General features: G+C 48.1%; 13 protein-coding genes and 1 pseudogene. 4 read left to right on the top strand and 10 right to left on the bottom strand.

Going from position 1 to position 16,816, the window contains the following annotated elements; all coding sequences use genetic code 11:
• Positions 1-95 precede the first annotated feature (95 nt).
• The 3 genes from ASL14_RS13760 to ASL14_RS13750 all read right to left on the bottom strand — a co-directional run bounded on the left by ASL14_RS13760 (position 96) and on the right by ASL14_RS13750 (position 4,192).
• The gene (locus tag ASL14_RS13760; protein ID WP_134911997.1) at positions 96-383 is read right to left on the bottom strand and encodes a hypothetical protein; all 288 of its coding nucleotides are present in this window, start codon (positions 381-383) and stop codon (positions 96-98) included.
• Positions 384-618: 235 nt separating this feature from the next.
• A complete protein-coding gene (locus ASL14_RS13755) occupies positions 619-2,913 on the bottom strand; it encodes a glycoside hydrolase family 2 protein (RefSeq protein ID WP_134911996.1) in 2,295 nt (764 codons plus the stop codon).
• A 214-nt stretch (positions 2,914-3,127) separates the two neighbouring features.
• Positions 3,128-4,192 (bottom strand): LacI family DNA-binding transcriptional regulator, encoded by a 1,065-nt coding sequence (locus ASL14_RS13750; protein WP_134911995.1) that lies wholly within the window; start codon positions 4,190-4,192, stop codon positions 3,128-3,130.
• 177 nt (positions 4,193-4,369) lie between these two features.
• Between ASL14_RS13750 and pepT the strand changes: the two genes are divergently transcribed.
• Positions 4,370-5,605, top strand: a complete 1,236-nt coding sequence (pepT, locus tag ASL14_RS13745; protein ID WP_134911994.1) for a peptidase T — start codon at positions 4,370-4,372, stop codon at positions 5,603-5,605.
• Between the two features lie 199 nt (positions 5,606-5,804).
• On the top strand, positions 5,805-6,641 hold the full coding sequence (locus ASL14_RS13740; RefSeq protein ID WP_134911993.1) for a methyl-accepting chemotaxis protein: 837 nt from the start codon (positions 5,805-5,807) through the stop codon (positions 6,639-6,641).
• A gap of 274 nt (positions 6,642-6,915) precedes the next feature.
• Here ASL14_RS13740 and ASL14_RS13735 read toward each other — a convergent pair whose 3' ends face one another.
• Positions 6,916-7,707 carry a DNA-binding protein gene (locus tag ASL14_RS13735; protein WP_223263988.1) on the bottom strand — a complete coding sequence of 264 codons (792 nt, stop codon included), beginning with the start codon at positions 7,705-7,707 and terminating at the stop codon, positions 6,916-6,918.
• Between the two features lie 427 nt (positions 7,708-8,134).
• Between ASL14_RS13735 and hxlA the strand changes: the two genes are divergently transcribed.
• Both hxlA and hxlB read left to right on the top strand, forming a co-directional pair.
• A complete protein-coding gene (gene hxlA, locus ASL14_RS13730) occupies positions 8,135-8,770 on the top strand; it encodes a 3-hexulose-6-phosphate synthase (protein ID WP_013312540.1) in 636 nt (211 codons plus the stop codon).
• A 5-nt stretch (positions 8,771-8,775) separates the two neighbouring features.
• Positions 8,776-9,333: a 6-phospho-3-hexuloisomerase gene (gene hxlB / locus ASL14_RS13725; RefSeq protein WP_134911992.1), complete on the top strand. Its 558-nt coding sequence runs from the start codon at positions 8,776-8,778 to the stop codon at positions 9,331-9,333.
• A gap of 329 nt (positions 9,334-9,662) precedes the next feature.
• Here the strand turns inward: hxlB and ASL14_RS13715 are convergent.
• From ASL14_RS13715 to ASL14_RS27385, 6 genes and pseudogenes are all read right to left on the bottom strand, one after another.
• A pseudogene (locus ASL14_RS13715) lies at positions 9,663-9,929 on the bottom strand (family 43 glycosylhydrolase); the annotation flags it as partial.
• A gap of 52 nt (positions 9,930-9,981) precedes the next feature.
• Positions 9,982-12,138 (bottom strand): endo-1,4-beta-xylanase, encoded by a 2,157-nt coding sequence (locus ASL14_RS13710; RefSeq protein ID WP_442953263.1) that lies wholly within the window; start codon positions 12,136-12,138, stop codon positions 9,982-9,984.
• A 48-nt stretch (positions 12,139-12,186) separates the two neighbouring features.
• On the bottom strand, positions 12,187-13,110 hold the full coding sequence (locus ASL14_RS13705; protein ID WP_134911990.1) for a carbohydrate ABC transporter permease: 924 nt from the start codon (positions 13,108-13,110) through the stop codon (positions 12,187-12,189).
• Between the two features lie 468 nt (positions 13,111-13,578).
• Entirely contained in the window at positions 13,579-14,553 is a 975-nt protein-coding gene (locus ASL14_RS13700) for an ABC transporter permease (RefSeq protein ID WP_134911989.1), read from the bottom strand.
• A 14-nt stretch (positions 14,554-14,567) separates the two neighbouring features.
• Positions 14,568-16,235 carry an ABC transporter substrate-binding protein gene (locus ASL14_RS13695; protein ID WP_134911988.1) on the bottom strand — a complete coding sequence of 556 codons (1,668 nt, stop codon included), beginning with the start codon at positions 16,233-16,235 and terminating at the stop codon, positions 14,568-14,570.
• 409 nt (positions 16,236-16,644) lie between these two features.
• Positions 16,645-16,758: a putative holin-like toxin gene (locus ASL14_RS27385; protein ID WP_161797149.1), complete on the bottom strand. Its 114-nt coding sequence runs from the start codon at positions 16,756-16,758 to the stop codon at positions 16,645-16,647.
• Positions 16,759-16,816: the final 58 nt, after the last annotated feature.

Here is a 16,816-nt window from a genome sequence, read left to right as displayed (position 1 = left end):
GGTACAACCTGAAAAAAGTTTCAGAAAATTTTCAAAGCAAAAAACTCTAGCTCACCTTGCGGCAAACTAGAGTTAGAGGATCAGGTCGTTACAGCTTAAAAATCAGCTGTCGCAATCTGGATCGTACCCGTAGCTGCTCCAGCTGCGGTAGTCTGCAGAGCGGCTACCAGCAGTAAAGCAACAGCCAACGTGAGACTGTTAGTTGGAGGGATAACATAAGTGATCACAGGTGCGTTGACACGAGTGACGACAAGATCGATCGGAGCCGGACCGTTATTATTAACGGTAATTGTAGCATTCGCGCCACCGTTCAAGTTTTCAAAGTAGGATTTACCAATATTGGCAGCGAGAGAATAGAATTGCTGAGGTAACAGAATCGCCATAGGATTCACCTCCCTTGTGCTTGATAAAGTATTCTATGCTTCCAATCTATGAACGCAACGTCAATTGACTCAGTAGGAAGACACAAAGTTTACAGATTCATAGATTAAAGTCCCTATCACAAGCCAAAAAAGGGTTGCCTTCTCAGATCCTTTGTAGAATCTGATCGGACATCCCCTTCTTAAATAAACGAAGAAATAACCTACACCATATAACGTTAAATGTTCTATTTTAATTCTACTGCACGAGAATACTTACTTCCCGCGGGTCAAAACGGGATGGCGCGGAAACCTTCACACGGATATTACCCGCCTCTCCCTTTGTACGAACCCAGAACGCAATGCGTCCACCAATCAGGGATAAGGTTGAAGGACCGATCAAATCACCCGCTCCCTCGACCTCCACCGAAACCGGATCAGCATAGAAAGGCAGGACATTCCCGTATTCGTCCAGAGCATCCACCACAACTCTCGTCACGTCCCAATCGCCCGCCTCCAGCACTGTATCATCCGCAGCTACACGCAGCTCCGTGGGTACAGGATTACGGGAATAGCGTCTGCGAATGACCTCTTGACCGTCCACGTACCCGATGAACACGGCATCTTCCCACTTCATGCCCCAGTGACCTGTCAATTCGTCGATAACGACGGGAGGATGCGGGAGCGCCGGATACTTTTCCTGGTTCGGACGATAGACGCCCTTACGCTCGTCACCATAAATGAATTCCACCTCATCACAATTGGTGAACACAACCAGCGGCACAACGCCCCCGATGTTCCGTTCGCCACGTGACCAGTAAGTGACTGGCTCCAAAATGATTTCCTGCTCGACCCGCTTCTGACTGCGATACACGTTCGCTGCGAATTTGGGCAAGCGGAACATATCCATGACACCGTGGTAGCAGATTTTATCGCCAGAGCCAAAATCCGCGTGTGTATTATAATCAAAAGCGCACCAGCCAATCGCACCAGCAATGCCTTCGTCGGCATAGGAAGCATTCTGCACCCGCGTATGGCGCAGTGCATGCTCCATCACCCGTTCCTCCTGATCAAAGCGCTTGGTCGGGTACATATGCCCGTTATATTCCGTCACCAGATAAGGGACCGGATGATCCAGCTTGGTGACGATGGACGGCTCGCGCAGACCTGTCGTTTCGCCATCTACACCTTCTGTATCGTCATACGTATCGAAATTGCGGATTTCCTTCACCAAATATTTTTGATGCCCACCGTCATGAACGAAATCATTCATCGTATACACATCTTCCAGCAGTTCGCTGCCTACAATATAGCGCACCCCACCAGTCGCACGAGTCGGATCAAGCTTGCGTGCAAGCTCATTGGTACGTGCGTACAGCTCATGATCATCCTGCGATTCATTAATCCGCACGCCCCAGATCACAATAGACGGATGATTACGATCACGGATAATCATGTCCTCCACATCCCTGACCACCTGCTCCTTCCACGCTTCGCCACCAATATGCTGCCAGCCCGGAATTTCCTCAAAAACGAGCAATCCGATCTCATCGCAACGGTCCAGAAAATGGCGGGACTGCGGGTAATGTGATGTCCGGACCATATTCAGGCCCAATTCCTCTTTGAGTACATCCGCATCACGGCGCTGCGCTCTTTTGGGCATCGCATACCCGACGTACGGGTAGGACTGATGACGATTCAAGCCCAGCAGTTTGAGCTTCCGCCCGTTCAGGTAAAACCCGTCCGGCTGAAATTCGGCTTCGCGGAAGCCGAAGCGCACATTCAGCCGATCCAGCTCTTCACCATTCCGCAGCAGTGTCAGCTCTGCTTCATACAGCTTGGGATCATCTATATCCCAAAGTTGTAGGCCATTTAGCTCTTTCAGTTCCAGTGTGACTTCCGCTGACTTCACTTCTGTCGGCCGGATTTCGGCCTTCACGCTCGCTCCGTCCAGCAATCGCAGGGCGACCGTTAAGTCGTCCTCCTGATCGCCAATCCCCTCCAGCTCCGCGACCACGCGTACCGCCTTGCTTGCCGCAAGTGGCTCCGGTGTCTGGACGAATACCGTGCCGAGATGCACAGGCTCGACAACTCGCAGTTGCACCTCACGGTAAATACCGCCATAGGTCAGATAGTCAATGACTGCCCCAAAAGGAGGAATGTCGTCCCGCTCCGTGGAATCGACGATGACCGTCAGTACATTGGAGCCTCCGTATTCGGCAAGTCCGGTCAATTCAATACTGAACGGTGTGTAGCCTCCCTTATGCTCCCCCGCTTTTACCCCGTTCAGATATACCTGCGCGTAAGTCATGACCCCTTCAAAATCGACATACACCCGTTTCCCCTTGGTATCTGCCGGAATGTTCAGCTCCCTTTTATACGTGGAAATAAACTGGAACGCCTTGTCGTCAAAATAGTTATACGGCAGCTCTACATTGGTGTGTGGCAGCAGAATAGGCTCATACCGACTCGCATCAATTCCTGCGCTTATTTCGCCCTCAACATACTCGGGACGGTAAAACCACTGGTCATTCAACGGCAAAATGGTACGCATGGACAGTCACCTCAACCTTTTATTTTTCATTTTTTTACCATAGTAAAATATTTAAGTAAAAATAACGAGTAAAACTTAGTAAAATAAATATATTTTTAATGTAAGCATTTACAAAACATTTGTCAATTCCGTTTTTTTTCTTTTGCCCATACAAAAAAAACAGCCCCGGCATCCGGAGCTGTAAAGGTCATTAAACACACAATGGAGCACATTTCTATATCGAAGCCGTAAACGGCGACGCACTGCTGTTACGAATCATCAGCTCGGTCGGAATGGTGACCTTTCGACCCACCTCGTTCGGACCGTTGCGCACCGTATGCAGCAAGAGCTGAACGCCCGTTTCCCCCATCAATTCGGTATACGTCTTGACCGTCGTCAGCGACGGTGTCAAATACTCCGCTGTCGGAATATCATTGAAGCCGACGATTGAAATACGTTCAGGGACAGCGATTTGATGCTGCTCCAGCGCCTTTAATACACCAATCGCCACCGAATCGCTCGCAACAAAGAAGGCTGTAGGCAGGTTCTCTGGCCCCGCCAGAATGGCCGCTTCCATCGCACGAAAGCCGTCTGCCGCCGTCCCGCCGCACACATGAACGTCGCTCGATGTGCATAGCGCATGCTGCCCTTTATACTGTAAAAAGGTCTCATAACGCGCATCCAGTTCCGTCTGGTTGAAATCATGGGCCTGCTCATCCTTACCCATACCCACATAACCGATATGACGATGGCCCGCGTCCATCAAATAATCCAGCGCGTCCGCCGCAGCACGAGCGAGGTCAATGACGACATAGTCCGCACCCGTTCGCTCCACGGGGTGATCCAGAAAAACACAAGGGATCGGAAGCTCCAGCATGTGCTCCACTTCCTCGCTGCTAAAGTGTCCGAGCACGATCAGCCCGTGCAGCCCTTCGGACAGCGTCTTCAGTGCGGCCAGGTCTTCCCGCCGGAAAATGCGCTCCAATTGCGCTCCGCTTTGGCGGCATTCCTTTTCCACGCCGAACCGGATGGACAAATAATACGGGTCCTCCAGTTCTTCATACGCGCTAAACCAATGCACCATACCGAGCCGAATCGGCCCCTCGGCCTTTTTACGAGGCTGACGCCCGATACCGCCATTTTTACGTTTGGCTGTCGTATATTTCATACGCTCGGCAACCTCGAAAATTTTACGCCGTGTTTCCTCCGAAACGGACAGTGTTTCATCATAATTTAACACTCGGGAAACTGTCGATATGGAAACTTCCGCCTCCTGAGCAATATCTTTTAACGTAGGCATTGCAGACTCCTTTGATGGTTTTACTCCATTTTTACGTTCTTTTACTGTTATCTTACTCGTCGTCTCTGTGCAACACAAGCTGTCGTTTTAGAAGGTACAGCCAAATTTTTCATATAACAAGTCCAATCATGATAAAATATGTAGCATATCAGAAATGACCACAAGGAGGATATACGAATGAAACAGGAACTGATTGAACGCCTGACCACTTATGTTCAGGTGGATACCCAATCCGATGAAAGCAGCAACACTTGCCCGACCACACCCGGACAGCTCACACTGGGCAAACTGCTGGTCAACGAACTGAAAGCCATTGGTATGACAGATGTAACGATGGACGACAACGGTTATGTCATGGCAACCCTTCCTTCCAATACGGATAAAGAAGTTCCCGTTATCGGCTTTTTGGCCCATCTCGATACCGCTACCGAAATGACCGGCGCAGGGGTAAAACCCCAACTGACGGAAAATTATGATGGGGGCGATATTACGCTGAATGCATCGCTGGGTGTGAACCTTTCTCCGCGCGAGTTCCCCGAACTGTCCCAATATAAAGGTCATACCCTGATCACGACGGACGGTACTACATTGCTTGGTGCAGATAACAAAGCCGGGATCGCAGAAATTATGACAGCCATACATTATCTGCTGGATCACCCGGAGATCCCGCACGGCAAGATTCGCGTCGCGTTTACACCGGACGAGGAGATTGGAAGAGGACCGGAACGGTTTGATGTAGCTGCTTTTGGTGCCCAGTATGCCTATACAGTGGATGGCGGACCGCTCGGAGAACTGGAATATGAAAGCTTCAACGCCGCAGCCGCCCATATTACCATTCATGGCGTTAATGTCCATCCAGGTACAGCCAAAAACAAAATGATTAACGCTGTCAAAATTGCCATGGAGCTAAACGGACGACTGCCGGCGAATGAAGCTCCGGAATACACGGACGGATACGATGGCTTTTATCATTTGCTGGAATTTGAGGGTACGGTAGAACAAGCCAAACTGTACTATATCATCCGTGATTTTGATCGTGAAAGCTTTGAAAACCGGAAGGCTTACTTAACGAACGTGGTGAAAGAACTCCAAGCTGCATATGGGGAAAACCGTATCGTTCTGGAGCTGAGAGATCAGTATTACAACATGAAGGAAAAAATCGAGCCCGTCAAGCACATCGTGGATGTTGCCCATGAAGCGATGACAAAGCTGGGCATTGATCCGATTATGAAGCCGATTCGTGGTGGTACAGATGGTTCACAGTTGTCCTATATGGGACTGCCTACACCGAATATTTTTACAGGTGGGGAGAACTATCACGGCAAGTTCGAGTATGTGTCTGTAGATAACATGGTGCTTGCAACCAAGGTCATTGTCGAAATCGTACAATTATTCGAACAGCGCGGCGAGTGAACCGAATACAAGAAGCTTTTTCATCATTATAAAACGAAAAGGCATATCGTTTCCTGACTGGAAGCGGTGTGCCTTTCTTCTGAAACTCTCATACCCGTTGAATTCTTCATTACATTTATAACTTTTCTCCCTCCGTAGACCGACAAATATATATGTGACTATAAAAAATATACCTAGTAAAGAAAGGTAGGTAATCTATTTGAATACAGTAGATGCATTAATAGCAGCCATTCCCTACATACAACGGATTATGCGTGAGAAGGTAACCCTTTGCCTCTTAGACCGTACTCATGTTCTGGCTTATAGCGAGTCGGAGGGGATGGAGCTCGGCTTTGAAACTGGCTCAGAGCTGCTCGAGGGCTACCAAAATTTTTCCATGCTTAAAAATGGGCGCGAGCCCAGCCTGACCCACGTTCCTGCTGAACTGCTGGGGTATCCTCTTGATATGGTCAGTATTCCTGTGTTTGACGAAAATGGCGAGGTCGTTGCAGCATTTGCTGCTTCCTATAATTTGACTAACAAGAATCAGTTGGATCAAATCGTCACTGAGAACCTTTCCATCACCGAGCATCTCATTGACATGGTGCAGCATGTAGCAGCGCATTCCGAGGAGCTACAGGCTACCAGTGAGCAGATTTTGAAGAACACCCAAATTGCCGTGCAAAACTCAGGCAAAATCAATCAAGTTGCTGTATTTATCAAGGAAATTTCCGAGCAAACCAACCTGCTCGGGCTGAATGCCGCTATTGAAGCCGCACGTGTGGGGGAAGCGGGAGCAGGCTTTGGCATCGTGGCTCAAGAGGTGCGTAAGCTATCCGTAGAATCCAAAAAAGCGACGGTCGATATCGAAGGAGCTCTCAAGGATGTGCAAAACTCCATTCGTCAGATGGAGCAGGAAATTGAGCAAATCGTTTCCTCCTCTCAGGAGCAAGCGACTCTCGTAAGCTCTTTTACCGAAGTGATGGAGCGTATGCAACAAGCGAGTGAAACGATGCAGCAGTTAGCGAATAACCTCACTTCATATATTATGGAATAAACATAACTCCGTACGAAAAAAGAGAGCACACTTATCACCAAAAGCGTTAAAGTGTGCTCCTTTTATTTACAAAATCCCTGCCGGGACCTATCATTCAAACCGAGTTTAAACAGTAACTTAGAAAACACCGTGATTGGAAGGATTCACGGGATTGAGCTCATCCAGTACAGTTCCCGAAGGAATCACAATACTAAGAAACACCAAGACCATAGTTACCGAGATTAAAGCCTTTTTCATTATGAAGCCCCCTTAATAAAATGGTTTGATATTGCTCTTACTGTGACGGTGTTGCCAAATCTCGATAAGCCTCAAACAGAGCGACCAGTGTCCTGAAATCGGCATCTGTTTCTACACTAACAGAGGATTGAAGAGAAACAAGGACATAATTTAACGCAACGGTGTACTGCTCCTGTTTGAAATAATAAATGGCTAATTGGTTAACCAGCTTTAAATAATATACGCGGTTTCCTCTATCTTCATAACCTGCAAATATCTCAATATCGCGGGCAAAATCATTTAGCAGATCGTCAATGTTCCAATTATTCAAATTAGCAGCTTCGGCAATACCGACCAATCCCGGAAGCAGTTCCTCATCATTGGCGTGAAGAAATTGAATATATTCGGGCAGAAGCTCCCGTTTTCCCGAAAGCAATTCTATCGTAAACAGGTTGGCTTTGGCGAGAAAGCGAAATCTTTCTACTTCTTCAAGACCGCTCTCATCCAGCCCCATAAACCAGCCCATCTCGCTATACTTCATAATATAATCTCTGGCTTCATCATACTTGCCTTTATTCTGATAATAAATAGATTTCGCCAGATAGCTGTATGCATAATAAAATACCAACGGATGTTTGGTATTCAATGTCTCGTGCTTGCCGTCCGCAGCATTTCTCAGTTGGGTGTGATACAGGCCTTCAGCCAAAGCATGCAAATAGTCTGCAACTTTGTTCGCTTCGTCCCAATCGTTATGTGTGTAGCTGATTCTAAACAACTCACAAGCCTTGTCGAGTTCGTGGCTGTCCGACAACAAATAAATAGCTTCCCTTTGGTTCAGGACCTCTTCCACTAAAACCCGCCTCCCTAACCTGAAAATGACGTTTACCCATGTATTCTCATCAGGAGCATCCGCGTTGTCGTTCCTCTCGCATACCAGTATATTACAAATATAGACAAAACCTAACTTGAAGTCAATTCAATCATAGATATGCAATTTCTTTTGCAACCTGACATTACCGTGTATGGTTTATAGCCGATGAATAAATGACTTATTCGATAGAAATAATCCATAACAAAGACGCGAATCAGGCCCTCCAAGGGAGGCCAAAGAGAAGCCATAGTATCCTCAAGGTAACTACGTTACGAATTAGTGCGTACTTTTCAATCGGATACCGGGGGCTTACAATCAAACCTGTGCATGAAAGTATTCGCAGCACTCAACAGAGTATGTACCTGTTCATTAAATACAAATTCACTAAAGGAGTGAGGTTAATAACATGGAACTTCAATTGGCTTTAGACTTAGTAGATATCCCGCAAGGGATTGCATTGGTAAAAGAAGTAGAATCGTATATTGATATCGTAGAAATCGGTACACCGATTGTCATTAACGAAGGACTACATGCGGTAAAAGCAATGAAAGAAGCATTTCCGAATTTGAAAGTGCTGGCTGACCTGAAAGTTATGGATGCAGGCGGTTACGAAGTGCTGAAAGCTTCCGAAGCTGGCGCAGATATCGTTACGATTCTGGCTGTAGCTGAAGATGCAACGATCAAGGGTGCGGTAGAAGAAGCGAAAAAACAAGGCGGCAAAAAAATCCTGGTGGATATGATCGGTGTTAAAAACCTGGAGCAACGCGCTAAGGAAATCGACGCCCTCGGCGTAGACTACATCTGCGTGCATACAGGCTACGATCTGCAAGCTGAAGGACAAAGCCCGTTCGAAGCACTGCAAACCGTTAAAAAAGTCGTGAAAAACTCTAAAACAGCCGTTGCTGGCGGCATTAAGCTGAGCACCCTGGCTGAGGTCGTTAAGGCTCAACCGGATCTGGTTATTGTCGGCGGCGGGATCACTGGCGAGGACGACAAAAAAGCCGTTGCTTCCCAAATGCAACAGCTCATTAAACAAGGTTAATTCCAATGGAAACCTCTCAATATTTATCCGAGGTGCTCAAGGAGCTGCAATGGGTTCCACAGCTCATCAGTGATGTAGAATCGGAACAACTGATCCAGTCCATTGCCTCCGCGAATAAAGTGTTCGTGGCAGGTGCAGGACGTTCAGGTTTCATGATCCGTTCGCTGGCGATGCGGCTAATGCATATGGGTGTTCAGGCTTACGTGGTCGGGGAAACGGTGACCCCCGGCTTGAGCGAAGGCGACTTGCTGATTATCGGTTCAGGCTCTGGTGAAACCAAAAGTCTGACCTCGATGGCAGAAAAGGCGAAAAAGCTTGGTGCTTCTCTGGCGCTTCTTACCACTTCCCCCGGATCGACCATCGGCAAGCTGGCTGATATTATCGTCAAGCTTCCAGGCGCACCTAAGGACCCGTCCAACAAGGATTACCAAACGATTCAGCCCATGGGCTCACTATTTGAGCAAACCTTATTGTTGTATGGCGATGCGTTGGTACTCAGAACGATGGAGCTACGCAGACTGACCTCTGAATCTATGTTTGGTCAACACGCCAATCTGGAGTAAGTTTTATTGCTTTTTGATATTTTGAATTTGCAATACACAAAAACTAAAAATTAAAAAGTACAGCTGATCAAATTTCTTTTCGGATCAGCTGTACTTTTACCCATTATATAGACCATGGACCTTCTGCAAGAAAAACAATATCGTCTGGGTATAACAGTTTACCACTTTAGAGTTCTTCCTTTAAAAAGGATATACTCCAGTTCACCTTTAATGATTTTTTGTTTTCTATCGTGCCTGGATATGGCATATCCAGGCTACGTGTAACGATTTCATCCTTATCTATACTTGGCCGTTTACGATTTCTATTTTCTGTTGTCGTACTATTATTAAAGATAAAATGTACCTTGAGGATAGCGCAGTGTGGGCGCGTATATGCCTTCCGAGCTTTTCCGTGCAGACAAATCAATCTGGCTGTGTCGATTCAACGCGTGCCCAATCTGCCGCCAATCCGTCAGGTTACGGCTATGAAAAATCGGCAAGCCCGGCATATATTCAAACGAGCTTGCCGCCATGTAGTAATCCTCTCCGGCACGTATCGCGCTCGGGTCAGGATAAAATCCGGGAACAACCGGATTCGTATAGCGTAAGGTAGCCATAGCTCCAGCTCTCCTGTTGGACAGCTCTATTGATTGATCTGATTCAAGCTATTTATTCGTTACTCCCCGCTGGCAACGGCGGTACTTTGGACAGATCAGCAAGCGCCCAATAAGCATATTTGGCCTTTAACCGTTCGTCGAACAGCAGCGGCTTATCCAGCCGGGCAATCGGGAACGTGCTGAGCCACGTATTGCCATCATCCGTACCCCAAATCGTCACATTGCTGATATTCTCCTGCTGCCTTGAAAACATATCGAACAGCGCCCGATAGCGGTAAGCCTGCCGGATCAGCATGGCTTCAGGGATCGTTTCGTAGCGATCCGTGTCATTGGAATAAAGGCCCATATCCAGCTCCGTAATCTGGTTATCCAGACCGAGTGAAGCAAACTTTTCAATGGATTGTTCCATCTCCTGAATCGTCGGAAACTCCAGCCGAATATGCGATTGATGGCCTACTCCATCGATCGGTACACCTTTAGCGAGCAAATCACGCACTAAATTGTACAGGAAATCCCGTTTCTTTGGCTCGTGCGTGTTGTAATCGTTAATAAACAGCCGGGCATTCGGACCCGCCGCTTCCCGCGTGACGCGGAAGGCTTTTTCAATATAATCCGTGCCGGTAATCTGATACCATTTGCTGCGGCGCATGCCGTCCGGCTGGTCAGGATCAATCGGCTCGTTCACGACATCCCAGTCGGTAATCACATTTTTATAACGCGCCACGACAGCACGAATATGCGTCTCCAGTCGATCCAGCAAAAGCTTTTTATTTTCCGCAGTCGGCGTCATCGGCTGTCCATTCTTATCCTTGAACATCCAATCCCCGGTCTGGTTATGCCACACCAAGGTATGGAAGCGGATTTCCAGTCCGTGCTGTCTAGCAAATTGCACAATTTGGTCTGCTTCCTCCCAATGGAACTGTCCCTCGGACGGCTGCAAGGAAATCGGCTTCATCGCATTCCCTGCAACGACGCTGTTAAAATGCTTCTGCACCAGTTCTCCGTAAGCCCCTTCTGTCTGGAAAGCCTCAATCGCCGTGCCAATGCTGAACTGTCCCTGATATAATCCGTGCAAAGAGGGAATGTCCTTTTCAATAGCCAGCGGCGGTACAAGTGACAGCTCGAAATCATCCATATAAAAGGAAGCCGTTCCTTCTGCCGTTTCCAAATACATAGAAACGGTGTCTGCATCATGCGCGAGAGTATACGTACCAGACAAATGCATCCATCCCCCTGTCGTGGTAGCCGTGTCGCCTACAACAGTTTCATACGCACTTTCACCTTGGTGATCGCGTTGTACGCTGAGCCGTACCTTGGCAGGATGCTGCTCGCTCGGTGCCAGCTTTACCCAAGCGCTGACCGTGTAACGGCTGCCTTTTTGCACCGTAGCAGTCACATCAAGCTTAGGCCCGGCATACGTCTTTTGTCTGCCTGTCGTCAGCAGGCTGTACGATCCGGTTCGTGCATCCGCATTTGACACTTGCACCGTCTCGGCCCCCATACGGGATACCCAGCCTTGAGCTGTACCGCCCTCGAAGCCGGATACGATACCACTGGTCGGTTCCGTTGGTGTCTCCGATACCTGCCTGATTTCTACCTCATCCACATAGTATGCCTGCGCGGGATTTGAGCTTTCCACATACAGCTTCAATGCATCCATCCCCCCGGTAAAAGTATATTTGCCTTGAAGTTTGACCCACGATGTATCCGTCGTCTCCGTCTGCGCTACCGTCTTCCATGTCGTAGCCCCGCCTGCTGGCTGCTCCTCCACCGTAAACTTAATCACGCTCGGATTCGCGGAATTGCCGTCCAGCTTCACATAGCCGCTAATCTCATACTCCACCCCCGGCAGCAACAGCGACTTCACATCCAGTTCCGCTCCGTTCCAAGTCGCCGTGCGAGCGGTTGCCTTCAGACTGTGTGTGCCGCCATATGCAGCTTCCGTGACGGACGCGATTTGAGTATAAGTCCCCCGAGGCTTCCAGCCCTCGCTATTGCCTTGCTCAAATCCATAGGTCCCGATGGTCTTATCCACACTTCCCGTTGACAGAACCGAATCCGCAACTGGCGGGGAATGTTCCACAAACGGAGCCTCCGCCTCCGCTACAGAAGGACCCCACCACCCCACTGGCAATAACAGCACCCCGACCAGCACCAGACCAAAAGATTTGTACAAAAATGACCTCAACACAATCCCTCCCGTGCTCATATTTTCAAAAATACAAGAAAGTGAGTTCCGCACATTTCTGGTCCATGCTCACCCCTTAACGCCGCCCAGAGTCATACCCTTCACAAAATATTTTTGCAAAAAAGGATACACCAAAATAATAGGTACGGAAGCCACAATCGTCATCGTGGCACGAATCGAGGTAGGAGTGACCGACTTCGCCAGATTTTCCGAGCCTGCAAACTGGCTGGCATAATTCTGAGCGTTCACGGACGTATTGGAATTTTGCAATATTTTCATCAGCTCATACTGGAGTGTACTCCACTGCTCATACGACGAATTGTACAGAAACACATCAAACCAGGAATTCCATTGCGCAACCGCCGTGAACAGCGACACCGTTGCCAGTACCGGGACACACAGCGGCAAAACGATACGCATAAAAGTCGAAAATTCCCCCGCCCCATCAATACGCGCCGACTCCAAAATCCCTTCCGGCAAGCCTTCAATAAAGGAGCGAATCACAATCACATTGAACACCCCAATCAACCCCGGTACCACATACACCCAAAAGGTTCCGAGCATCCCCAGCTCACGAATCAGCAGAAAGTTCGGAATCAGCCCCCCGTTAAAATACATCGTCAAAATAAAAGCCAGCGATACAAATTTACGCAGCAAATATTCCGGCCGACTGATCGTATACGCCACCATCGCACAACAGAACACCGAGGTCACCGTACCCGCCACTGTACGCAGCACAGAAATCAACGTGGCATGAAAAATCGTCGCTTCCTTGAATACAAATTCGTAATTACTCCACGTAAATTCACGCGGCCACAAATAAATACCACCCCGAATCGAATCATTCGCTTCATTCAGCGAAACCGCCAGCGTATTCAAAAATGGATACAGCGTGAACACCATCAGGCACAGCATAAATACAATATTGCACGCATCAAAAACCCGATCCGATGGCGCCCGAAACCGCCCATGCAACGCTTTTCCTTTGTCCATAACTCCCTCTCCTTTCTAAAAAGTAGCTTAAGCACTCTAGTTCGATGATCAGGACAATTGCTGGTGGAGATATGGGTCTTATATTTTGGAGTGTTATATTTCTATTGTTATATTTCTATTGTTATATGAATAAATGTTAATTTAATAGATTATTATCTCTATTAGAAGTTGTAATCCAGTTCGTCCATAAGGTCTTGATAAGGTCCGCGAAGCGGCCTGTTAAAAATCCACTGACCTGCACCTGTAGTATGCATGAACACGCACCTTCTGTTATCACCACCACTAGCTCAGTCCTAAAAACAAGCGATAGCGAAGCTGAGCCAGTCATGATCGTGCAGTTACTACAAGGAAGCGCGAGCACGCGCCTTCCCTCAAGTTCTCCCCTGCCACCACCCTCAGTTCTTAAAAAAAGTGACTTTATGGCGGGTAGCAGCGGAGCGGCCGTACCCCACCATAACTCCCTTTTTCTCAGAACAACCGCTCCTCCCCTAACCGCTTCGCAATATGATTGGCGCTAAACAGCAAAATGAAGCTGACTACTGTTTTGAACATCCCTGCTGCAATCGAAAGTGAGAAATTGCCCATCTGAATACCATATTTCAGCACGAAAATGTCCAGATTTTCCGAGTAATCCACGTTCATACCGTTGCCCAGCAAATATTGCGGCTCAAAGCCGGATTCCAGCAGATTCCCGATATTCATAATGAGAAGGATGATAAATACAGGCTTCAATCCCGGCAACGTCACATGCCAAATTCGCTGAAAACGCCCTGCTCCGTCCATCTCAGCCGCCTCATACTGTGACGGATCAATCATCGTCATCGCGGCCAAATAAATGATGGTGTTCCAGCCGACATTTTTCCATACTTCCGATGCACCGAGAATGCCCCAAAAATAGCTTCCCTCGCCCAGCCACAGCACAGGCTCCTTAATCAGTCCCAGCCACATCAGCACCTCATTGACAATGCCGCCGTCCGCAGACAACGCCGTACTGATAATGCTGGCCGCTACCACCCACGAAATAAAATGCGGCAGGTAGCTGATCGTCTGCACCACTCGCTTAAACACGATCTGACGAAGCTCATTCAGCAAAATTGCCAATATTATAGCAGTTACAAAGCCCAGCACCAGATTAATGAAGCTCATCGCCAGCGTATTGCGCATGACCCGCAGAAAATGCTCATCCTGAAACAGAAAACGGAAATGCTTCAACCCAACCCACTGCTGATCGAGCAGCTTACGCGCAGGCTTAAAATCCTGAAAAGCAATCGTCCAGCCCCAGATAGGCAAATATTTGAAAATAAACAACCAGATTAAAAAAGGGATGGACATCCATACCAGTGCCCGCTGCTGGTTCAGCTTGTGCATAAATCCTCTAAAGCCAGTTCGCCGTGAGGGCGGCAAATGGCTCTGTGAGGTCGTGATAGGTGCCGTGTTGCCCATAGCTGCTTCCTCCTTTATTTTTTACCAGCAGTTTCGACTTTTTTGACAACCTCCTTCGTAATCAGCTCCTCATATTCCTTCACATCCAGCTTGTTGAATTCAGTAGTGTACTCATTCCAAATCGCCTCAAACTGCCCCGGTGCAGACAGCACTAAACGTGGGAAATATTTGCGTTGCAGGTCGCCCTTCTTTTGCTGGAAGAGCTGCGCAGGTGAGCCTTGGGCAATCGGGATACTCCAAGCCGGATACCATGGGCGCTTGTCTGGGGCAGAAAACATTTGCGAGAAGGACTCTACACCATAGGCTTTTAGCAGCTTTTTATCTCCCTCGGTGTAGGACATACGCGCAACCTCAGGCTGCCGCCCGGGGCCAACCGAGTTGCCGTCAGGCAGGGTAGAACCACTACCGTATCGCGGCCAACTGTATTCAAAATATTTGAACCCGAATGATTCGCGGAACGCATCCTGACCCGTCTGCTTAATTTGCTCCTTGGTCCGGTAAAAGCGCCCTTTTTTATCTACATCATAGGTTTCGCCCTTGATCCCCCAGTTGGATAACACCTGGTTTTCATTGGTCAGCAGATTGTCAAAAAACTTGATGATACGTACCGGGTCCTTGGCACTAACCGTAATTCCAATACCTCGGTTATTAACGAATGACGAAGGGTCAATGTACTGATCCTTTATATTCTGGTCGTATACAACAGGTAGCCCTATATATTCCATATCATCATTGCCCGATTGCTTGGAAGCCTCCTGTAGGTTATTTAGAGCCTGCCCCGCCTGCCAGCGATAATCGAAGAAGCCAAGCACCTTGCCCGAGGTCAACTTCGCCAAATATTGATCGTAATTGTCCACAAAGGATGCTTTGTCGAACAGGCCCTCTGCATTGAGCTGATTCAGCTCTTTGAGATACCGCTTCGTGATTTCCTCATCCCCATAATCCGTCGCCTGGTGCGATTTCATATCAATCATCGTGCCGCCATCGTTCGGATAGCCTGCCAGATGCATCGGCGCGTTCGTAAGAGCATAAAACCTATCCTGTGTGGTTAACGCCAAGTACCCGGTCAAGCCCTCGTCTGCATGCTTTTTCGCATAGTTGCGAATCAGGGTCAAATACTCGTCGAGCGTTTTTATTTTTGGATATCCCGCCTCCTTCAACACCCTGCGCTGTACCCAAAAAGCTCCCTGCTCCACGTTAGGCGCGGGCAAATAATCGCCTACCACCGCACTGAGTGGCAGGAAATAGATATTCCCATCCTCCGCCTTCATCAGGTTGTAATACGGTCCATATACACGCTTGATATTCGGACCATATTTATCAATCAAATCATTTAGCGGAATAAAGGCTCCGGCATCCAGCAGCTTATCAATCGTGCCATCAGGCACAATGGCGTCCGGGTAATCGTTACTGGCAATGAACGTACCGATCTTCGTATTGGAATCCCCCACCAAATGCTCCAGCTTCCAGTTTACTCCTGTCTGATCCTCCAGAATTTTGCCGATCCGCGTTTCATTGGTATGGATGTCCCTCCCCGCAGTGGCATTAAAATACGTGAATGTGACCTTCTCATTAGGATCTCCTGTTGCAGGCTCCTTGCCCGCACTTCCTGAGCAGGCAGTGATCATAGATACCATCATGATGAATACCAGACTGATGATCCCGAACCTTTTGCTTGTCATGCCAGACCTTCCCCTTTCAGCCTCTTTTGTCGATTGTGTGAATATCGAGCGGCCGTACCTCAAGCACTGGAAATCCCGCACACTCCAAATTGTAAGCACTTTCATTTTATAAAATGCCGTTAATTTCGTTCACCTGTCAATCTAAAGGTGTTACTTAGAAAACTATAGGAGTAAGTCCAACAAAGCAAAATAAACGCCGATCCAGCATCAGCGTCCATTTTTACTGCAATACCCCTTGACTCCATTGTCAATAGGATTCACGTTGTGATAAAATGAAACAAAGAAGATTATAATAAAAAAAGAGCAAGGATGCGTTAACATCCCTACTCTTTAGCAACAGCCGCTTATAAGGGCGGTGGCTGTGAACTAGGTGCAGAAATAGACCGCTAACCTTTGTCCGAAGGGCGGTCTATTTCTTTTTGCTTTGGTTCAATGCAATGACAATCGTGACGATCAATCCGATCAACGCAATAATTAGCGTACCGAACATCATCATTAATGTCAGCGTATCTTTAACCTCCACAGGCATCACCTCCTTTGCAGGAGACTAGCCGACCGCGCCATCTAAGCCGTTCTGTTGT

Source organism: Paenibacillus sp. IHB B 3084, from assembly GCF_001447315.1.
Lineage (GTDB): Bacteria > Bacillota > Bacilli > Paenibacillales > Paenibacillaceae > Paenibacillus.
This window is presented reverse-complemented; position numbering and strand designations above follow the sequence as displayed.